17 protein-coding genes are annotated in these 19,501 nt (G+C 62.2%); 12 read left to right on the top strand and 5 right to left on the bottom strand.

Going from position 1 to position 19,501, the window contains the following annotated elements; translation table 11 throughout:
* The first annotated feature begins 9 nt into the window (after positions 1-9).
* A complete protein-coding gene (locus P0D70_RS04110) occupies positions 10-915 on the top strand; it encodes a cation diffusion facilitator family transporter (RefSeq protein ID WP_408182857.1) in 906 nt (301 codons plus the stop codon).
* Between the two features lie 16 nt (positions 916-931).
* Here the strand turns inward: P0D70_RS04110 and P0D70_RS04105 are convergent, their stop codons facing one another.
* On the bottom strand, positions 932-1,912 hold the full coding sequence (locus P0D70_RS04105) for an aldo/keto reductase (RefSeq protein ID WP_408182854.1): 981 nt from the start codon (positions 1,910-1,912) through the stop codon (positions 932-934).
* 261 nt (positions 1,913-2,173) lie between these two features.
* On the opposite strand from P0D70_RS04105, the gene P0D70_RS04100 reads away from it, so the two are divergent.
* Positions 2,174-3,247, top strand: a complete 1,074-nt coding sequence (locus tag P0D70_RS04100) for a purine-nucleoside phosphorylase (protein WP_091807276.1) — start codon at positions 2,174-2,176, stop codon at positions 3,245-3,247.
* Positions 3,248-3,468: 221 nt separating this feature from the next.
* Here the strand turns inward: P0D70_RS04100 and P0D70_RS04095 are convergent, their stop codons facing one another.
* Together P0D70_RS04095 and P0D70_RS04090 are read right to left on the bottom strand one after the other, a co-directional pair.
* Positions 3,469-3,777, bottom strand: coding sequence for a DUF4148 domain-containing protein (locus P0D70_RS04095; RefSeq protein WP_408182851.1), 309 nt, complete (start codon positions 3,775-3,777; stop codon positions 3,469-3,471).
* Positions 3,778-4,012: 235 nt separating this feature from the next.
* Complete coding sequence (locus P0D70_RS04090) at positions 4,013-5,017, bottom strand: LysR family transcriptional regulator (RefSeq protein WP_091807280.1); 1,005 nt, start codon at positions 5,015-5,017, stop codon at positions 4,013-4,015.
* 183 nt (positions 5,018-5,200) lie between these two features.
* On the opposite strand from P0D70_RS04090, the gene P0D70_RS04085 reads away from it, so the two are divergent.
* From P0D70_RS04085 to P0D70_RS04040, 10 genes are all read left to right on the top strand, one after another.
* Positions 5,201-6,055, top strand: coding sequence for an alpha/beta hydrolase (locus tag P0D70_RS04085; protein ID WP_091809182.1), 855 nt, complete (start codon positions 5,201-5,203; stop codon positions 6,053-6,055).
* Positions 6,056-6,110: 55 nt separating this feature from the next.
* Entirely contained in the window at positions 6,111-7,361 is a 1,251-nt protein-coding gene (locus P0D70_RS04080; RefSeq protein WP_091807283.1) for an efflux RND transporter periplasmic adaptor subunit, read from the top strand.
* Between the two features lie 56 nt (positions 7,362-7,417).
* Positions 7,418-10,603, top strand: a complete 3,186-nt coding sequence (locus P0D70_RS04075; protein ID WP_408182842.1) for an efflux RND transporter permease subunit — start codon at positions 7,418-7,420, stop codon at positions 10,601-10,603.
* A 13-nt stretch (positions 10,604-10,616) separates the two neighbouring features.
* On the top strand, positions 10,617-12,224 hold the full coding sequence (locus tag P0D70_RS04070; RefSeq protein ID WP_408182840.1) for an efflux transporter outer membrane subunit: 1,608 nt from the start codon (positions 10,617-10,619) through the stop codon (positions 12,222-12,224).
* Positions 12,225-12,607: 383 nt separating this feature from the next.
* On the top strand, positions 12,608-13,447 hold the full coding sequence (locus tag P0D70_RS04065; protein ID WP_408182837.1) for a MetQ/NlpA family ABC transporter substrate-binding protein: 840 nt from the start codon (positions 12,608-12,610) through the stop codon (positions 13,445-13,447).
* 11 nt (positions 13,448-13,458) lie between these two features.
* Positions 13,459-13,608, top strand: coding sequence for a hypothetical protein (locus P0D70_RS04060; RefSeq protein WP_408182835.1), 150 nt, complete (start codon positions 13,459-13,461; stop codon positions 13,606-13,608).
* A gap of 13 nt (positions 13,609-13,621) precedes the next feature.
* Entirely contained in the window at positions 13,622-14,782 is a 1,161-nt protein-coding gene (locus tag P0D70_RS04055) for a methionine ABC transporter ATP-binding protein (protein WP_408182833.1), read from the top strand.
* Positions 14,775-15,431 (top strand): methionine ABC transporter permease, encoded by a 657-nt coding sequence (locus P0D70_RS04050; RefSeq protein ID WP_091807296.1) that lies wholly within the window; start codon positions 14,775-14,777, stop codon positions 15,429-15,431. The genes P0D70_RS04055 and P0D70_RS04050 overlap by 8 nt, the downstream gene beginning before the upstream one ends.
* A gap of 183 nt (positions 15,432-15,614) precedes the next feature.
* The gene (locus P0D70_RS04045; protein ID WP_408182830.1) at positions 15,615-16,817 is read left to right on the top strand and encodes an acyl-CoA dehydrogenase family protein; all 1,203 of its coding nucleotides are present in this window, start codon (positions 15,615-15,617) and stop codon (positions 16,815-16,817) included.
* A 60-nt stretch (positions 16,818-16,877) separates the two neighbouring features.
* Positions 16,878-18,206, top strand: a complete 1,329-nt coding sequence (locus P0D70_RS04040; RefSeq protein ID WP_408182828.1) for an Nramp family divalent metal transporter — start codon at positions 16,878-16,880, stop codon at positions 18,204-18,206.
* Positions 18,207-18,332: 126 nt separating this feature from the next.
* Here the strand turns inward: P0D70_RS04040 and flhC are convergent, their stop codons facing one another.
* On the bottom strand, positions 18,333-18,908 hold the full coding sequence (flhC, locus tag P0D70_RS04035; RefSeq protein ID WP_091807302.1) for a flagellar transcriptional regulator FlhC: 576 nt from the start codon (positions 18,906-18,908) through the stop codon (positions 18,333-18,335).
* 14 nt (positions 18,909-18,922) lie between these two features.
* Complete coding sequence (gene flhD / locus P0D70_RS04030) at positions 18,923-19,243, bottom strand: flagellar transcriptional regulator FlhD (protein WP_028194930.1); 321 nt, start codon at positions 19,241-19,243, stop codon at positions 18,923-18,925.
* Positions 19,244-19,501: the final 258 nt, after the last annotated feature.

Here is a 19,501-nt window from a genome sequence, read left to right as displayed (position 1 = left end):
GCCACGACGATGAAAGAAGAATCGCCGAAAGCCATTTTCTATGCGCTCGCCGCCAACCTCGGCATCGCCATCTGTAAGTTCGCTGCTGCCACATTCACCGGTTCCGGCTCGATGTTCGCCGAGGCCATTCACTCGACCGCCGACTGCGGCAATCAACTGCTGCTGCTATTCGGACTGCGCGAAGCGCGTAAGCCGGCGAGCCCGCTGCATCCCATGGGCAGCGGGCGCGAGATCAACTTCTATTCGCTGCTGGTCGCGCTGCTGTTGTTCTTTGTCGGCGGCGCGTTCTCGGTCTATGAGGGCGTGCATCGTCTGTTCGTGCACGAGCCTCTGCAGTATGCGTATGTGGCGCTGGTAGTGCTCGGGGTGTCCGTGGTCCTCGAGGCGCTTTCCCTGTGGGGCGCGGTGAAGGAAATCCGCAAGACGCATCCCGACAAGAACATGTGGCGCTGGTTCCGCGAGACGCGCGAGTCCGAACTGCTCGTGGTGGCGGGCGAGGACATCGCCGCGCTCGCGGGCCTGGCGATGGCCTTCGCCGCCGTGCTGCTTACGCTCGTGACCGGCAATCCGGTCTATGACGCGCTGGGCTCTATCGGCGTCGGCCTGCTGCTGATGTTGATCGCATGGCTGGTGGCGCGCGAAGTAAAGTCGATGATCGTCGGCGAATCGGCGAGCCCCGAGGTGCGGCGCGCGATCGAGGCGCATCTGCGCGGGCGCAGCGAGATTCGCAGCATCATCAATATGATCACGCTGCAATGGGGCCGGCATGTCGTGGTGGCCGTGCAGGCGGAAATGATTGACTACGCAAGCGGGCGCGCGATGATCGATGCGATCAACGTAATCGAAGAGGACTTGCAGGCGACGTTCCCACAAGTCCGCTGGGTGTTTTTCGAACCGGACGTGCCGCGCGTTTGAGCGGCACGCGCGCCGCTTACTTGAACCCGGTCACCGCGTGCGGCACGTACAGCTCCTCGAGGCGGCCGATTTCCTCCGCGCTCAAGTTCAATGAGAGCGCGGCCACCGCATCGTCGAGATGATGCAGTTTGGTTGCGCCGACGATCGGCGCGGTGATCGGCTTTTTCTGCAACACCCACGCTAGCGCGACTTGCGCGCGCGGCACGCCGCGCTCGTTGGCGATCTGGCTGACCCGTTCGACAATCCGCCGATCCGCGTCCTCCGTGTGCGCATAGAGCGTACGGCCGAATTCATCGGTTTCGGAGCGCGCGCTTTCCGTGTTCCAGTCACGCGTCAGGCGGCCGCGCGCGAGCGGGCTCCACGGAATCACACCGATCCCCTCGCTCTCGCATAGCGGCAACATTTCGCGCTCTTCCTCGCGGTAGAGCAGATTCACGTAGTTCTGCATCGTCACGAAGCGCGTCCAGCCGTTGCGCTCGGCCACGTGCAGCGCCTTCGCGAACTGCCACGCATACATAGACGATGCGCCGATATAGCGCGCCTTGCCGGCCTTCACGACATCGTGCAGCGCTTCCATGGTTTCTTCGATCGGCGTGCCATAGTCCCACCGATGGATCTGGTACAGGTCCACGTAATCCGTGCCGAGGCGCCTGAGACTGTTATCGATTTCCGCCATGATGGCCTTGCGCGACAGGCCCGCGCCGTTCGGGCCCGGATGCATGCGGCTATTCACCTTGGTGGCGAGCACGATCTCGTCGCGCTTCGCAAAGTCCTTCAGCGCGCGGCCGACGATTTCCTCGCTCGTGCCGTCGGAATAGACATTCGCGGTATCGAAGAAATTGATGCCGTGATCGAGCGCCTGCTTGATGAAGGGCCGCGCGGCCTCATCGTCGAGCGACCAGGGATGAGTGCCGCGAGACGGCACACCATAGCTCATGCAGCCGAGACAAAGACGCGATACATCGAGGCCGGTACGGCCGAGTTTCACATAGTCCATCGTGGTGCTCCTGCTGTTAACTGCACAAACGCGGTGCGCGCCCGAGTGAGTTGCCCTCGGGCACGCTGCGGACGCCCGATTATAGGAAAACGGCGAAAAGCGCGTGCGGAGCCGATTCGCATAGCTGCCCGGCGGCGTGCGGAAACGTGAACCGATAGTGCATCGTGTAGTGGAAAATAATTTCTTCGCACCTATACTTCTTTCGGCTTGAAAGCAGCACTCTCTCCCAACCTGCATCACAAGCAAAAAAGGAAGATCACGATGCTGACTCGTTCACTCGGCGCTAGTGCCGCCATTACACTCGCGGCATGTGCGGCCTTTTCGTCCGGACCGGCCAGTGCGGACGACAACGACGGTTTCTCGCATGACGACGGCGGCTCGCGAGGGCGGCCCGTCAAGGTGATGATCATTTCAATGTTCGGGCCGGAAGGGCAGGTGTGGCTCGACAACCTCGGGCCCTGGCGCGACATCGCCGTGGACGGTTTGTCGCCCGATTACCCGACGGTCCATTGCAACAAGCAGGACGTGTGCGTGATGACCACCGGCATGGGGCACAGCAACGCTGCTGCGTCGATCATGGCGTTGACGTTCTCGCCGCGTTTCGATTTGCGGCATACCTACTTCATGGTGGCCGGTATTGCGGGGATCGATCCGCAGCAGGGAACGGTCGGGTCCGCAGCATGGGCGAAGTATCTGGTCGACTTCGGGATTCAGTGGGAGATAGACGGGCGTGAAATTCCACCTGGCTGGACGACAGGCTACCTCGGCATCAATACCACGAGTCCTACCGCCAAGCCGCCGCTCGACTACCGCACTGAAGTATTCCAGTTGAACACCCGGCTCGCGGATACGGCGTTCGCCTTGTCCCGTAGCGTGACATTGTCCGATAACGTGCAGGCTCAGGCCGCGCGGGCCAAGTATTCGTATGCGCCCGCCAATCGGCCGCCCACTGTGATTCAGTGCGACACGCTGGCAGGCGATACCTGGTGGTCAGGCACGTTGCTCGGGCAGCGCGCGCGCGACTGGACCAAGATCCTGACCGATGGCAAGGGCGTCTACTGCACGACGCAGCAGGAGGATAACGCCACTTACGAGGCGCTCAAACGCGCGGCCTCGGTCCATAAGGTGGATTTGAATCGCGTCGCCGTGCTGCGGGCCGGCTCCGATTTCGACCGCCCGTACGATGGACAGACGAGCGCGGACAACCTGCTGAACTACGCTGCGCAAGGCGGCTTTACGATCGCTATCCAGAACCTGTTCCTCTCGGGCAATCCGCTCGTGCAGGACATCGCCACCCATTGGGGCGAGTGGCGCGACGGCGTGCCCAAGCGCTAGGCGTCTTCAAATGCGTGTGTACCCGCGGACAGGATCCGCGGGTACGTGCCGCTACTTTCGACATTTAGTGTTGCGGCGCGCGGTACGGCGTCCACACTGGCGTGTCGGTATCCCAATGGTCGAGTTCAGAGGGGGTCATGATGTGCTCCTTTTTGAAGAGTGCATGAAAGCGCCGCAATGACTATTTCTTTTGGAAACCGAATCATTGCAACAGGTTCGTTTTACTGTCCGTTGGCCACGCGTGTGACGTCGCCGCTCCTGCCTTCCTGCAGTGCGATCCGCGCAGCCTGCGTCTGACCGATCAGGCCTTTGTTCGGATACGTCGTGCGATTCAGCGCGGGCAGCGAACCATCGCGATAGGCCGCGACGAGTTCCGCCTTCACTTCTTCACGCGTTTTCGCGCTGGTGGTCGGCGTGGGTTGTGTTTCATAAGTGCCGGCGCGGCCAATGCCGCCGCTGCTGCTTTGGGCAAACACCGGAGCGCTCGCGAGCAGCGAAAGAGCCAGGCCTGCCAAGAGATTGCGTTTCATGATTCACTCCTGTCGATTCGTTTGCAGCACTAGCGGCGCTGCGACAGGGTGAAATGTAGACTTTGAGGCAGGGCGGATAAATCGCACTTTCGCGAAATGAATTGTCGTGTTTCCAGAACAATCGCGAAAACGCTGCGTTAAACCGTAGTAATTACGGTGCTGGATAAGCAAACCGCGGCATTAGAGCCGCGGTTGGAATTCACTGTTTCAGAATCTGTACTTCAAGCCGAGTCGATCACGCGACCCATTCCGTTATCACCGGCGTGTCGAGACTCGGTGCCGACTCGCGTTCTTCGAAAGTGCGCATCGTACAGGTTGCGTCGAGACTGCCGCGTCCGCTCAGCAATGGACAACGGTCGAACAACTCCGCGATCCAGTCTACGAAAACGCGGACTTTAGGCGACAGATGCCGGCTGTGCGGATAGACTGCGGAAATCGGCATCGGCAAAGGTTTCAGCTCCGGCAGGACTTCCACCAGTTGGCCCGAACGCAGATGCGGCAGCACCATGAAGAGCGCCGGCTGAATCAGGCCGAAGCCTTCCAACCCGCACGTCACGTAGGCATCGGCGTCGTTCACCGACACGATGCTCTTCATTTTCACTTCGACTTCTTTGCCGTCAACCATGAAGGCCCAATCGAGCGTGCGCCCCGTGCGGCTCGAAAAGTAATTGACTGCTTTGTGATTCTCCAGGTCTTCGAGCGAAGTGGGCATGCCCGCGCGCCCGATGTAATCGGGGGCCGCGCAGGTCACGCCCTCGAACAAACCGATACGGCGTGCCACTAGCGAGGAATCCTGTAGCGCGCCAACCCGCACCACGCAGTCCACGCCTTCCTGCAATAGATCCACCGGCCGGTCCGTCAGGCCGAGTTGCAGGTCGATGTCCGGATAGCGCGTGTGGAATTCACACAGCGAAGGAATCACCAGCAAGCGGCCAATCGACCCCGGCATGTCGATGCGCAGCTTGCCGTGCGGCTTTTTATTGCCGCTCTGAAAACTGGCCTCGGTTTCTTCAACGTCAGCGAGGATGCGCACGCAGCGTTCGTAGTACGCCGCGCCGTCCGGCGTGAGCGACAGGCGCCGCGTGGTCCGATGCATCAGACGCGTGCCGAGGAACGCTTCGAGGTTCTGAATAATCGTGGTAACCGATGCGCGCGGCAGGTCGAGCGTTTCCGCTGCGCGGGTAAAGCTGTTGGTGTCGACGACACGTGTGAACACTTGCATGGCCTGAAGCCGGTCCATTGCAGACCTCCAATAGGGGCGGGCGCACCGAGCAGGAATGGACTCCACCGCGAATCCGCAGACAATCGCATTCGATTGTTCAGGGGCGCCGAATTGTGTTGCCGGATTATAGGCATTTATTTACGAGTCTGCTGAACCCACAATTCGCACCATTGAAGTTCTATGCGCATTGCGCGGCTCGACATGGAAGCATTTAAACCGCCGTACTCCTTCGTGCCCACCGGCAGCGAGCCGGCAGAGGCCGACAGCACGGCACTGGAAGTCACTGACGTGCAGATCGAAGGACACGCGCAGGACATCACGTTACGCCTGTACCGGCAGGCAAAAAAAACCGCATTGCCGGTACTGCTTTATTTCCACGGTGGTGGATTTACGAAGGGATCGATCGAACAGGCCGATTACGCCTCGCGTTATTTCGCAGAACACTTACCGGCTCTCGTCGTGTCGGTGGGCTACTCGCTCGCGCCGCAGTTTCCGTTTCCGGCCGCGCCTGAAGACGCGCACCGCGCGGCGCTATGGGTGCAAACGCGAGCGCGTGCATTCGGCGGCAACAGCAAGAAGGTGGGCGTGGCCGGTCACGATGCGGGCGGGCAGCTGGCCAATTGCCTCGCCTTTATTGCGCGCGATCGTGGCGACGTGCGCATTTCCGCGCAGGCGCTGTTCGGGCCGATGCTCGATCCGAGCCTCACGCGCCTGGGTGACGAAAAGCGCCTCGGTTCGGACATTACCGCGAAAGAGTGCGCGGCGTGTTATCGCGCGTATCTGCCGCAAGCGTCGCAGCGCATGCATCCGTATGCCGCGCCGCTCGAATCGTCGCGCCTCGCGGGGCTGCCCGCCACGCTGATCGCGACGGCGCAAAACGACGTGCTGCACGTGGAAGCGGAGAAATACGCCAGCAGTCTGATCGACGCCGGAGTGCTGACCCAGGTGGTCCGCTATCCGAGTGTGTCGCATGCCGCGTTGGCCGATCATCCGCCCGCCTTGCAGGAAGCGGTGCGATTTTTTCAGTGGCGTTTCGACGCGCGCGCCCATCGATAGAACAGAAACAAGCGGAAACAAGTAGAACTTTGATCAACGATACCGGGAGCTTCACATGACTATCCTTCCTCTTTCCCGTCGCCGTGTGGCGATTGCCGCACTCGTCGTCATCGCCGTGGCCGGGCTGGGCACGTTCGGCGCGATCCGCGTGGATGCGAGTTCGCCCGCCGCGCCGACCATCGTGCCGGAAGTCGATGTCGCCACCGTCGTGCAGAAAACCATCACCGATTGGCAAAGCTATTCGGGCCGTCTCGAAGCCGTCGAGAAAGTGGACGTGCGATCGCAGGTGCCGGGCACCATCGTGTCCGTCAACTTCAAGGACGGCGCGCTCGTGAAGAAAGGCGACACGCTGTTCGTTATCGACCCGCGTCCGTATGCCGCCGAAGTGGATCGCGCCGAAGCGCAGCTTGCCGCCGCGCAGGCACGCACGGGCTACACCCAAAGCGACTGGGAGCGCGCGCAACGTTTGATCGCCGACAACGCGATCGCCAAGCGCGACTACGACGAGAAGCAGAACGCCGCGCGTGAAGCGAGCGCGAACCTGAAGGCCGCGCAAGCCGCGCTCGAAACCGCCCGCATCAATCTCGGCTACACGAAGATCGTCGCGCCGGTGTCGGGCCGCGTCTCGCGTGCGGAAATCACGGTGGGCAACGTGATTTCGGCGGGCGCCAGCGCGGCGCCGCTCACCACGCTGGTGTCGGTTTCGCCGATCTACGCGTCGTTCGACGCGGACGAACAGACCTATCTGCAATACCTGAGCCGCGCGAAAGACGGCAGCAAGGTGCCGGTGGAACTCGGTCTCGCGGACGAGAGCGGCTACTCGCGCAGCGGCGTGATCGAGTCGGTGGACAACCGGCTCGACACCTCGTCGGGCACGATCCGCGTGCGCGCGCGTTTCGACAACCAGGATGGTGCGCTGATTCCCGGTCTGTATGCGCGCGTGAAGGTCGGCGGCAGCGAACCGCACCCTGCGCTGTTGATCGACGACGCCGCGGTGGGCACCGATCAGGACAAGAAATTCGTGCTGGTGGTGGACGCGGGCAATCACGTCGTCTATCGCGAGATCGCGGTAGGCGGCATGCAGGGCAATCTGCGTGTGGTCAAGGGCGGCCTGAAAGCCACCGACCGGATCGTCGTGAACGGCATCCAGCGTGTGCGTCCTGGCGATGCGGTGCGCGCCCATATGGTGCCCATGACGACCGATCAGGATCCGAACAGCGCGCCGCTTGCACAGACGCAATCGCAGCCGAAAGCGCAGCCACAGGCGCAAGCGCAGACGCGCACCAAAGCGGACAAGAACTCGTGAGCCTCGCGCGCCGTGGCCTGACTGCGCGGCGCATGCTCCAACGTTAAGAGCTTCCAATGAACATATCCAAATTCTTCATCGATCGGCCGATCTTTGCCGGCGTGCTATCGGTATTGATCCTGCTGGCGGGCGTGATTTCGCTCTTCAAGCTGCCGATCTCGGAGTATCCGGAAGTCGTGCCGCCTTCGGTGGTGGTGCACGCGCAGTATCCGGGTGCGAATCCGAAGGTGATCGCCGAGGCGGTCGCCTCGCCGCTCGAAGAGCAGATCAATGGCGTCGAGAACATGCTGTACATGCAGTCGCAAGCGAATAGCGACGGCAATCTCACGCTCACGGTGACCTTCAAGCTCGGCACCAATCCGGACCTCGCGACGCAGCTCGTGCAGAACCGCGTCAACCAGGCGCTGCCGCGCCTGCCGGAAGACGTGCAGCGTCTCGGCGTCACGACGATCAAGAGCTCGCCCACGCTGACCATGGTGGTCCACCTGATCTCGCCGAACAATCGCTATGACATGACGTATCTGCGCAATTACGCGCTGTTGAACGTCAAGGATCGGCTCGCGCGGATTCAGGGTGTCGGCGAAGTGCAGTTGTGGGGTTCGGGCGACTACGCGATGCGTGTGTGGCTCGATCCGCAGAAAGTGGCGCAACGCGGTTTGACGGCGACCGAAGTGGTCAACGCGATCCGTGAGCAGAACATCCAGGTGGCGGCTGGTGTGATCGGCGCATCGCCTTCGGTGCCGGGCACGCAGTTGCAGTTGTCGGTGAATGCGCGCGGCCGTCTGAAGACCGAGGGTGAATTCGGCGACATTATCGTCAAGACCACGCCGGACGGCGGCGTGACCTACCTGAAAGATATCGCGCGAATCGAACTCGCGGCCTCGGAATACGGCCTGCGTTCGCTGCTCGACAACAAGCCGGCGGTGGCGCTCGCCATCAACCAGGCGCCGGGTGCGAACTCGCTGGCGATTTCCGATCAGGTGCGCTCCGCGATGAAGGAACTCGCGGAAGACATGCCGGCGGGCGTCGAATACAAGATCGTCTACGACCCGACGCAGTTCGTGCGTTCGAGTATCGAGGCGGTCGTGCATACGCTGCTCGAAGCGATTGCGTTGGTGGTGATCGTGGTGATCGTGTTCCTGCAAACGTGGCGTGCGTCGATCATTCCGTTGATCGCCGTGCCGGTGTCGATCGTGGGGACGTTCTCGCTGCTGCTCGCGTTCGGTTTCTCGATCAACGCGTTGTCATTGTTCGGCATGGTGCTCGCCATCGGGATCGTGGTGGACGATGCGATCGTGGTGGTCGAGAACGTCGAGCGGAACATCGAAAACGGGCTGAGTGCGCGCGACGCGACGTACAAGGCGATGCAGGAAGTGAGCGGGCCGATTATCGCCATTGCGCTCACGCTGGTTGCCGTGTTCGTGCCGCTCGCGTTCATGACGGGTTTGACGGGCCAGTTCTACAAGCAGTTTGCGATGACCATCGCGATCTCGACGGTGATCTCCGCGTTCAACTCGCTGACCCTGTCGCCGGCCTTGTCCGCGATGCTGTTGCGCAGCCATGGCGCGAAGGAAGACTTCCTGACGCGCGTGATGAATCGCCTGCTGGGCGGTTTCTTCAAGCGTTTCAACAAGGTCTTCCATCGCGGTTCGACCGAGTATGGCCGTGGCGTGACTGGCGTGCTGCGCCGTAAGGGTGCGATGCTCGCGGTGTACGCGATCCTGCTGGGCGCGACCGTGCTGATCTCGCGTGTGGTGCCGGGCGGCTTCGTGCCGGCGCAGGACAAGGAATATCTGATTGCCTTCGCGCAATTGCCGAACGGTGCGTCGCTCGATCGCACGGAGAAAGTGATCCGCGACATGAGCGCAATTGCGCTGAAGCAGCCGGGCGTGGAGAGCGCGGTGGCGTTCCCGGGACTCTCGGTGAACGGCTTCACGAATAGCTCCAGCGCGGGCATCGTGTTCGTCACGCTCAAGCCCTTCAAGGATCGTGGCGACAAAAAGCTCTCGGCCGGTGCGATTGCCGGCGCGCTGAACCAGCAATACGGTGCGATCAAGGATTCGTTCGTCGCGGTGTTCCCGCCGCCACCCGTGCTCGGTCTCGGCACGCTCGGCGGCTTCAAGATGCAGTTGGAGGATCACGGCGCGCTCGGTTACGCGGAGTTGAACAAGGCTGCGGAGGCGTTCGTGAAGAAGGCGGCGCAGACGCCTGAACTCGGCCCGACCTTCTCCAGTTATCAGATCAACGTGCCGCAATTGAACGTGGACCTGGATCGCGTGAAGGCCAAGCAACTCGGCGTGCCGGTCACGGACGTGTTCAACACGATGCAGATCTATCTCGGCTCGCTGTATGTGAACGACTTCAACCGTTTCGGCCGCGTGTATCAGGTGCGGGTGCAGGCAGATGCGCCGTTCCGTCAACGCGCCGACGACATCCTGCAACTGAAGACGCGCAATGCCGCGGGCGACATGGTGCCGTTGTCGTCGCTGGTTACGGTAACGCCGACGTTCGGTCCGGAAATGGTGGTCCGCTACAACGGCTACACGGCTGCCGACATCAACGGTGGACCGGCGCCCGGCTTCTCGTCGGGGCAGGCGCAAGCGGCGGCCGAACGCGTGGCGGCAGAAGTCTTGCCGCGCGGTGTGAAGCTGGAGTGGACCGACCTGACGTATCAGCAGATTCTGGCCGGCAATGCAGGCTTGTGGGTGTTCCCGATCAGCGTGCTGCTCGTGTTCCTCGTGCTCGCCGCACTGTATGAAAGCCTGACGCTGCCGCTCGCGGTGATCCTGATCGTGCCGATGAGCGTGCTGTCCGCGCTGACCGGCGTGTGGCTCACGGGAGGCGACAACAACATCTTCACGCAGATCGGGTTGATGGTGCTGGTGGGTTTGTCGGCGAAGAACGCGATTCTGATCGTCGAGTTCGCTCGTGAACTGGAGCACGACGGGCATACGCCGCTCTCCGCGGCGATCGAAGCGAGCCGCTTGCGTCTGCGGCCGATTCTGATGACGTCGATCGCTTTCATCATGGGCGTGGTGCCGCTGGTGTTGTCGAGCGGAGCGGGTTCGGAGATGCGTCACGCAATGGGTATCGCGGTGTTCTTCGGCATGCTCGGCGTCACGCTGTTCGGCTTGATGCTGACCCCTGTGTTCTATGTGGTGCTGCGTACGCTGGCGGGTGGAACGATTCACGTCGCGCAGAAGGATTCGCCGCACTACGGCGCGCCGGTGACGGACGCCTGAGGAGAAAACAATAATGAAACGCTTTGAATCTTTGAGTGGGTGGGGCCGGGCGGCTACCAGCGGTTTGCTGGTCGCGTTGCTCGCCGCCTGCTCCGTGGAACCCACGTACAAGCGGCCGGAAGTGGATACGCCGGTGGCGTTCAAGGAAGCGCCGGCTGCTTCGGCGCCGTCGGCTACGTCGGGTGCAATATCGGGTGCGGCGGCGCAGGAGAACGGCACGTGGAAGCAGGCGCAGCCCGCAGACGACGCGCATCGCGGCGAATGGTGGACGATTTTCGGCGACGCGCAACTCAATGCGCTCGAAGAGCAGGCGGCCGCCGCCAATCAGGATCTGAAGGCGGCCGCGGCGCGCGTGCAGCAGGCGCGGGCGGTGACGCAGGCGGCGAAGTCCGACTGGTTCCCGAAGCTCGACGCGGGCTTCGGCCCGACCCGCGAGCGTGCCTCCGCGGCATCGCAATTCCAGCCGGATAGCGCGGGCGGCACGAACGGTACGATCTGGCGCGCGCAAGTCGGCGCGTCGTACGAAGCGGATCTGTTCGGGCGGGTCGGCTCAAACGTGAACGCGTCGCGTGCGGACGAGCAGCAAAGCGAGGCGCTGTTCCGTTCCGTGCAACTCTCGTTGCAGGCGGACGTCGCGCAGAACTACTTCCAGTTGCGTGAGCTGGATACGGATCAGGATCTGTACCGCCGTACCGTGGCGCTGCGCGAAGATACGTTGAAACTCGTCGAGCGACGTTTCAGGGAAGGCGATATCGGCGAGCTGGATGTGTCGCGGGCTCGCAATGAACTCGCGAGTGCGCGAGCGGATGCCGTGGGCGTGGCGCGTCAGCGCGCGGCGTCGGAGCACAGCCTTGCGATTCTGCTTGGCAAGCCGCCTGCGGATTTCTCTTTCGCGGAAGCGCCGCTCGCTCCCGTGACGGTGCGTGTGCCGCCGGGTCTGCCCTCGGCATTGCTTGAACGCCGGCCGGATATTTCGGCGGCGGAGCGGGCGATGCAGGCCGCGAATGCGCGAGTCGGCCTGGCGAAATCGGCGTTCTTCCCGAAGCTCGATATCACCGGCGCGGCTGGTTTTGAATCGGCGACGCTCGGCAATCTTTTCATGTGGTCGAGCCGCGCGTTCATTCTCGGGCCGTTTGCGGGCACGGCGTTGACGCTGCCTTTGTTCGACGGCGGCCGCCGCAAGGCGAACCTCGCGCAGGCCCGTTCGAAGTATGACGAGGACGTGGCGCAGTATCGTCAGCAGGTGCTGGTGGCATTCCGTGAGGTCGAAGACAACCTGGCCGATCTGCGCCTGCTCGACGATCAGATGCGCGAGCAGAACGATGCAGTGCAGGCATCGCAACGGGCGGCGCATCTGTCGCGTACGCAGTACACGGAAGGTGCGGTCAGCTACCTGGACGTGATCGACGGCGAACGGCAGGTGCTGATTTCGCAACTGCAGGCGAGCCATTTGTCGGGCACGCAAGCGGTGGCGACGGTTAATCTGATTCGCGCGCTGGGCGGTGGTTGGAGTGGGGACGGGGCGGCCGACACGGCGGTGGGCGCCGTCGCGCCGGCTTCGGCTTCGCTGGCTGCCGCGGCTCCTGTGGCCGCTTCCGTGCAGCAGGTGGCGAAGCGGTAAGGTAGCCGAAGCAGGAGCGGGTGGTAGACGCCGGGTCGCGCGAAAGCGCGGCCCGGTTTTTTTTGCCCAAATCATTTTTCCCGCTTTCCTTTCGAAAATCCCTTCGTAGACCGCCGCATTTCCGCCCTCTATGATGAGCCGCACCTCATCTGGAGAGAGGCGATGACCTGTCCGACCTTCCGCTGTCCGCGCTGAGCGAATGCGCGTCCTGTCGCTGCCACGCGAGGGCTGAGCCGCGCGTCGCGGAATTCAGTTGCCTGATAAGTCCGGCATGCCGGTTCCTGGCCCGAAGCAAGTCCGTAACGCTTTGGCGACCCGGAGGCGTATGCCGGTGGATCGGCTCGCCACGAATCAACACCACGCCCCAATCCCAAGAGTTCACCATGCGCATTTTTCTATCCAACGTGCGGCACTTTTTCTACACGCCGGCTATCTCGCTGATCAGCGCTTTCGGTCTGACGCTCGCATTGCAAGCCGCGCCTGTTTCAGCGGCCGACACGTCCACGCTGAAAATCGGCACCGCGACCAGCCCGCAAATCGAAGCGCTCAAAATCGCCGCGCACGAAGCCAAAGAGCAGGGACTCGACGTGAAGATCATCGAGTTCACCGACTGGAACACGCCGAATGCGGCGCTCGCCAACAAGGATATCGACGTCAACTACTTCCAGCACATTCCGTTTCTGGAGAATGCGAAGAAGCGGGGCGGTTATAACTTTGTCGCCATCGCGCCCGGCACGATCATGAAAATCGGCCTGTATTCGAAGAAGATCAAACGCTTCGACGAACTGAAAGACGGCGCAACGGTTGCGATTGCCAACGATCCGGTCAACGGTGGCCGCGGTCTGTTGCTGCTGCAACGAGCCGGTCTCATCAAGCTGAAGCCGGGCATCGACTATCGCGCGACGACGCTCGACATTACCGACAACCCGAAGCATCTCAAGATAGTCCAGTTGGAAGCGTCGCAACTGGCGCGCTCGCTCGACGACGTCGATCTCGCACAGGGTTACCCGAGCTTCATCAAGCTCGCGGGCACCACCGATCCGAATAGCGCGCTGCTGTTCGACGGCCTCGAAAACAAGAACTATGCGATCCAATGGGTGGTTCGTCCGGAAAGCGTGAACGACCCGCGTATCCGCAAGTTCATCTCGATCTATCAGCATTCGCCAGCGGTGCGCGCCGCGCTCGACAAGGCCTTCGGCAATCTCTACGCCGTCGCCTGGTAACGCGCACCGTCATGCGTGGACCGTTCGAAGACGACGATCCCGCGCCGGCGCCGCGCAAGAAGCGGTTCAGGGGCGAGCTTGCCCGGCTGTGCGGCGTGCATGCCGGCGCACAGCCTCGGCGCGCGATACAAACCGCTGCGCTGGCCATTGCGAAAGCCTGAAAGGAGCTAAATCATGGGCAATCTTTTCGACGCGCCGCAGTTCATCGAAGACGCGCCGTCTCTCGCTGTGCATGCGGGTTCGCACGCAGCGGCGACGCAACCCGCCGTGATATTCGACAACGTCGGCAAGGTGTTCGCCAACACGCGCGGCGTGCCGACCGCGGCGCTCGCCAACGTCACGTTGAACGTGGCGCGGGGCGAAGTGTTCGGCATTATCGGACGCAGCGGCGCGGGCAAGTCGACGCTGCTGCGACTCGTCAACGGCCTGGAGAAGCCGAGTTCAGGCGCGGTGCGCGTGAACGGCGTCAGTGTCGGCGAACTCGACGAGCGCGGACTGGTCACGTTGCGCCGACGTATCGGCATGGTGTTCCAGCACTTCAATCTGCTTTCCGCAAAGACGGTACGCGAGAACATTGCGCTGCCGCTGAAAATCGCCGGTGTGCCGAAGGCGGTCATCGAGAAAAAGGTCGATGCATTGCTGGAACTGGTGGGCCTCTCCGCCAAGCGCGATGCTTATCCGGCGAGCCTGTCGGGTGGTCAGAAGCAGCGAGTCGGCATTGCGCGCGCGTTGGTCACCGACCCGGATATTCTGCTGTGCGATGAAGCCACCTCCGCGCTGGATCCGGAAACGACGCAAGCCATCCTCGCGTTGCTACGCGATATCAATCAGCGCCTGAACCTGACCGTCGTATTGATCACGCACGAAATGCAGGTGATTCGCGAGGTCTGCGATACGGTTGCCGTGATCGAGCGTGGCGAAGTGGTGGAGTCCGGCCCCGTGTGGCGCGTTTTCGGCGATCCGCAACATGACGCGACGCGGGCGCTGTTGCGCACCTTGGTGCACGATTTGCCGGCGGATCTCGCCGAACGTGTCAAGCCATTGCACGACATCGCGCAAGCGGATGCGCGGATTCTGCTGGACGTGCGTTTTACCGGCGTCGACGCGCGCGAGCCGGATCTCGGCGGTCTGGCGTCGGCGTTGAGTGCGGACGGCGGGTGCGTGAGTTTCGTGCATGGCGGCATCGACCGGATTCAGGGGCATGCGCAGGGGCGCCTCGTGGTGTCAGCGCAGGTGCGTGCGAATGCGGACACCACGGTGCAACAGCAGATCGCGACGTTGCTCGACCGCGCACGCCGCTATGCGAACTATGTCGAGGTATTGGGCTATGTCTGAGTTGTGGCTTTCCGAACTCGCCGACGCGATTCGCGACACCATCGTCATGGTCGGCGTGTCGGCCTTTATCGCGGCGCTGGTCGGTATTCCGCTGGCGCTGGTGCTGGTCACCACGACACGCGGCGGTATCTTCGAGAAGCGGGCGGTGAATAGCACGCTCGGCGCGCTCGTCAATGCGTTCCGCTCCACGCCGTTCATCATTTTGCTGGTCGCCTTGCTGCCGCTCACGCGTTTGCTGATCGGCACGACGATCGGCGTGTGGGCCGCAATCGTGCCGCTCAGCATCGCGGCGATTCCGTTTTTCGCGCGCGTGGCGGAGGTGAGTTTGCGCGAAGTGGATCGCGGTCTGATCGAAGCCGCGCAGGCCATGGGTGCGCAACGCCGGCACATCATCTGGCATGTGCTCCTGCCTGAGGCGCTGCCGGGCATCCTGGGCGGCTTCACCATCACCGTGGTGGCGATGATCGGTTCGTCGGCGATGGCGGGCGCGGTCGGCGCCGGCGGTCTTGGCGATCTGGCGATTCGCTATGGCTACCAGCGGTTCGATACGACCGTGATGGTGACGGTGATCGTACTGCTGATCGTGATCGTCACGGCGGTGCAGTTCGTCGGCGATCGATTCGTGCGGCGGCTCGCGCAGCGAGCTTGATCGCACATGATCGGTTGATCCGTTCTGCTCCGTTGTGCCGTCCTGCGGCTATTTGCATGAAGAATAGCCGCGCACGTTTCCGTCATCCGCATCAACAACGCCTATCATGCTAGCTAAAGCATTGAGCGCCGCGGGCGTTCTGCCTATCACCGCTCGCCGAAAAACTTTTCACGTGGAAATTGCATGAACGATCCTCGTCATGCCGACGCGTTACAAACGCCTCAGGCATCCGCTGCGCCGGTGGTGCGCGATCTCGCGAGTTTGCTCGACGCGTTGCACGCCACTGCCGCGCAACGCGATCTCGACGGCGGCCACGCCGCACAGGAAAAACAATGGATCGCCGACGCGGGGCTGCTCACGCTCGCGGTGCCGCGCGAATTCGGCGGCCTCGGCGCGCGTTGGCCCGACATCTACGAGACGGTTCGCAAGATTGCGCGGGTGGACAGCGCGCTCGCGCATCTGCTGGGCTTTACGTGCTTGCAGGTGGTCAGCGTCAATGTATGGGGCAGTCCCGAACAACGTGCCCGCTATCTGGGCGGCACCGTCGAAAACCGATGGTGGTGGGGCAATGCCGTCAATCCGCTCGATACGCGACTCGTTGCGAGCGCAACCAGCGACGGCGGCTATCTGCTCGATGGCCAGAAGGGCTTTTGCTCCGGCACGCGCGGCTCGCAGATGATGACCGTTTCCGCGCATGATCCGGTCACCGGCACCCCGGTGTTCGGCGTCGTGCCGACCACGCGGGAAGGCATCACTGTTCACGAAGACTGGAATCCGATCGGCCAGCGGCAGACCGACAGCGGCAGCGTGTCCTTCGTGCGCGTCAAGGTCGAACCGGACGAAGTGATGGTGCGGCCCGACACGCCGTACGCCAATTTGCGCACGCTGATCTCGCAGTTGGTGCTGACCAATCTGTTCGTGGGCATCGCACAGGGCGCGCTCGACGAAGCACGGGCCTACGTCACGCGACACGGCAAGGCGTGGATCTATTCGGGCGTCGACAAAGCGACCGACGATCCCTACCTGATCCAGCGTTTCGGCGAGATGCGCCTGCAAGCGGTGAGCGCCGAAGCGCTGACCACGCGCGCCGCCTGGCTGCTCGAAGACGCCTGGCAACAAGGTCCGGCGCTTTCCGCGGAGGCTCGCGCGCAGGTTGCGCTCGCCACCTCGGAGGCAAAGATCGTCGCGCATCGCGCCGCGCTCGACGTCAGCGAGCAACTCTTCGACGCCTGTGGCGCCCGCGCCACGCACGCGCCGCTCGCGCTCGACCGTTTCTGGCGCAACGCCCGCGTGCATACGCTGCATGATCCGCTCGACTATCGCGTGCGCGACGTTGGCCGCTACGCGCTCACCGGCGCGTTGCCGGAGGTTTCTTTGTACACTTGAGGCGGTTCGCGGCGGCCTGTACGATGCGCCGTGGTTTATCCCCTTCAAGAGGCTCCCGGATTGCAGTTCAAACTACCGACCACCGCAACGGCGCCGTTTTGCCCATCCGAAGTGCAAGGCTCGGTGGCCGTTTCGCAAGGCGCGCCGTTCTGGAAGAAGATTCTGCAATTCGCGGGCCCTGGCCTGCTGGTGTCGATCGGCTATATGGACCCGGGCAACTGGGCCACCGACATCGAAGCCGGATCGCGCTATGGCTACAGCCTGCTGTTCGTCGTCATGCTGTCGAGTCTCGCGGCGATGGCGCTGCAATGCCTGAGCATGCGTCTTGGCATTGCGACCGGGCGCGACCTCGCCGAGTTGTCGAGAACGCGCTATTCGCCGGCCGTCGCGCGTTTTCAGTGGCTGCTCGCTGAACTGTCGATCGTGGCCTGCGATCTGGCCGAAGTGCTTGGCGGCGCGCTCGCTTTCCATCTGCTCTTTAAATGCTCGTTGACCACCGGCGTGCTGCTGACCGCGTTCGATACGCTGATCGTGCTCGGCCTGAAGGGCAAGAATTTCCGCGATCTCGAAGCGATCATGCTCGGCCTCATCGCGACGATCGGCGTCGGCTACATCATCGAGCTCGCGCTGGTGCAGCCGCACTGGCCGTCGGTCGCGCAGGGACTGGTTCCGTCGTGGCAGGCGTTGAGTTCGCGCGAGCCTATGTATCTGGCGATCGGCATTCTCGGCGCGACGGTCATGCCGCATAACCTTTATCTGCATTCGTCGATCGTGCAGACGCGCGCGGTGAAGCGCGATCCAGCCAGCATCAGATCGGCGATCGGTATGTCGCGCATCGATACGATCGTCTCGCTGATGCTCGCGTTGCTGATCAACATGGCGATCCTGATTCTGGCCGCCGCTGCGTTCCATGCCACCGGCCACAATCAGGTCACCGAAATCGAAGATGCCTACAAGCTGCTCGCGCCTATCGTCGGCACGGGTTTCGCTGCGGTGTTGTTCGCCGTGACCTTGCTCGCCTCGGGACAAAGCTCGACCTTTACCGGCACGGTGGCGGGGCAGGTCATCATGGAAGGCTTCCTGAAGCTGAAGATTCCCTGCTGGCAACGGCGCTTCATTACACGCGCACTCGCTTTGATCCCCGCGCTGATCGGCGTGCAGATGATGGGCAACGGCGCCGTCGGCAAGCTGCTGGTCGCAAGTCAGGTCGTGCTGAGCCTGCAATTGCCGTTCGCGCTTTATCCGCTGATTCGGATGACCAACGACCGTTCGCTGATGGGCGAATTCGCCAACACGTTGCTGACCCGCTGCGTCGCGTGGATGCTGTTCGTGGTGATCAGCGCGGCGAACCTTTGGCTGGTGGTGCAGACGGTGGGCCTGGCCGGATGAGACGGCCTCGCGCCGCTTGAGCGGCGCGATTAGGACGAAAAAAAGTCCGCTCATGCGGACTTTTTCTTTCGGGCTTCGGATCGAGTCGGGCCGGACCAGCCCTCGTCGAGTCAGAGTCAATCGAGCTCAGGCAGCTTGCGCGATCTGCGCTGCATCGAGCGCTTCCTGTTCCTGACGAGCGGCGGCGGCCTTCTTCGTCTTGCCGGCACGCGACGGCGGCTGGCATGCGCCACACACCACGTTGTGCTGTAGATCGTGTTTGTGCGCCACGAACTTGCCGGTGCAACGGCAGCATTTGGTCAATTGCAGAATGTCGGCGTCGAAGAAACGCACCAGCGTCCACGCACGCGTCAAGTCCAGCACCGGTTCGGTCTCGCTGTGCTTGCAATGTTCCAGATACAGCCGATACCCCTTGGTCAGCGCATCCAGATGCGAGCAGCGGGCTTCGTTCTTCAGGAACAGGTACGTGTTGTAGAACAGCGACGCGTGAATGTTCGCCAGCCACGTCATATACCAGTCCGCCGAAAAGGGCAGCATGCCCTTGGGCGGCGATACGCCTTTGACCTCGCGGTACAGGCGGATCATGCGGTCGCGCGAGAGCGTCAATTCACTCTCGAGCACTTGCATGCGCGCGCCGAGTTCGATCAGTGCGATGGCGCGGAATACTTCTTGTGCGTCTTCCGTCAGGCTACGCTTGAGCATGGCAGTCACCCCGGTCAAGCGAACTGTTCAGCAGGCTGGCCTGCAAGCAGGATCGCCGCGTGAGTCGGTGCAACTGCGGCGTGTTTCGTCGTTTGCGTCAAAGCCGACAACATGGAGTGGTCGTTGAAGCGGAAGAAACACAAAAGCTGATCGGAAGCGGCCAGCTTGACGATCTGCGCGAGCGACAGCCCGGCAAGCAAATCAGCCAGTTCCGACGACAGTCCCAGCCGGAACATGCCGACCGGTTTGTCCTCGCGCAACATACGTTGCGCGAGCATGATGTAAGACAAGTTGATCTCGCGGATTGAATCCAGCGTCTCGCTGCTACGGTCCATTTTCTCTGTTTCCGAAGCCCCGAATTACGATGTCGGCATTTTTTGCCGTTATGTCTTTTGTGCCTCGCCGGAAACGTTGTCCTCCGGCTACTGTCACCACCTGATACAAGCGGCGACCTTTTGATACATGGCGTTACATTTCGTAACAGCTTGGGACGAATTGTATGAAGGGTAAAACAAGAAATCAATCCCTTCTCAAAAAAATGTCTCAAAAAGATACATCAATTTTCGGTAACTCTTTCACGGTGGCGTAATACA

Source organism: Paraburkholderia sp. RL17-381-BIF-C (assembly GCF_046026435.1).
Taxonomy (GTDB): domain Bacteria; phylum Pseudomonadota; class Gammaproteobacteria; order Burkholderiales; family Burkholderiaceae; genus Paraburkholderia.
Note: the sequence above shows the minus strand (reverse complement) of the source record. Positions and strands in the feature narration are given on the sequence as shown.

What these genes read in the sequence shown, in the direction of transcription:
- P0D70_RS04110 (WP_408182857.1), top strand. Translation starts at nt 10, where the DNA reads ATGAAAGAAGAATCGCCGAAAGCCATTTTCTATGCGCTCGCCGCCAAC.
- P0D70_RS04105 (WP_408182854.1), bottom strand. Translation starts at nt 1,912, where the DNA reads ATGGACTATGTGAAACTCGGCCGTACCGGCCTCGATGTATCGCGTCTT.
- P0D70_RS04100 (WP_091807276.1), top strand. Translation starts at nt 2,174, where the DNA reads ATGCTGACTCGTTCACTCGGCGCTAGTGCCGCCATTACACTCGCGGCA.
- P0D70_RS04095 (WP_408182851.1), bottom strand. Translation starts at nt 3,777, where the DNA reads ATGAAACGCAATCTCTTGGCAGGCCTGGCTCTTTCGCTGCTCGCGAGC.
- P0D70_RS04090 (WP_091807280.1), bottom strand. Translation starts at nt 5,017, where the DNA reads ATGGACCGGCTTCAGGCCATGCAAGTGTTCACACGTGTCGTCGACACC.
- P0D70_RS04085 (WP_091809182.1), top strand. Translation starts at nt 5,201, where the DNA reads ATGGAAGCATTTAAACCGCCGTACTCCTTCGTGCCCACCGGCAGCGAG.
- P0D70_RS04080 (WP_091807283.1), top strand. Translation starts at nt 6,111, where the DNA reads ATGACTATCCTTCCTCTTTCCCGTCGCCGTGTGGCGATTGCCGCACTC.
- P0D70_RS04075 (WP_408182842.1), top strand. Translation starts at nt 7,418, where the DNA reads ATGAACATATCCAAATTCTTCATCGATCGGCCGATCTTTGCCGGCGTG.
- P0D70_RS04070 (WP_408182840.1), top strand. Translation starts at nt 10,617, where the DNA reads ATGAAACGCTTTGAATCTTTGAGTGGGTGGGGCCGGGCGGCTACCAGC.
- P0D70_RS04065 (WP_408182837.1), top strand. Translation starts at nt 12,608, where the DNA reads ATGCGCATTTTTCTATCCAACGTGCGGCACTTTTTCTACACGCCGGCT.
- P0D70_RS04060 (WP_408182835.1), top strand. Translation starts at nt 13,459, where the DNA reads ATGCGTGGACCGTTCGAAGACGACGATCCCGCGCCGGCGCCGCGCAAG.
- P0D70_RS04055 (WP_408182833.1), top strand. Translation starts at nt 13,622, where the DNA reads ATGGGCAATCTTTTCGACGCGCCGCAGTTCATCGAAGACGCGCCGTCT.
- P0D70_RS04050 (WP_091807296.1), top strand. Translation starts at nt 14,775, where the DNA reads ATGTCTGAGTTGTGGCTTTCCGAACTCGCCGACGCGATTCGCGACACC.
- P0D70_RS04045 (WP_408182830.1), top strand. Translation starts at nt 15,615, where the DNA reads ATGAACGATCCTCGTCATGCCGACGCGTTACAAACGCCTCAGGCATCC.
- flhC (WP_091807302.1), bottom strand. Translation starts at nt 18,908, where the DNA reads ATGCTCAAGCGTAGCCTGACGGAAGACGCACAAGAAGTATTCCGCGCC.
- flhD (WP_028194930.1), bottom strand. Translation starts at nt 19,243, where the DNA reads ATGGACCGTAGCAGCGAGACGCTGGATTCAATCCGCGAGATCAACTTG.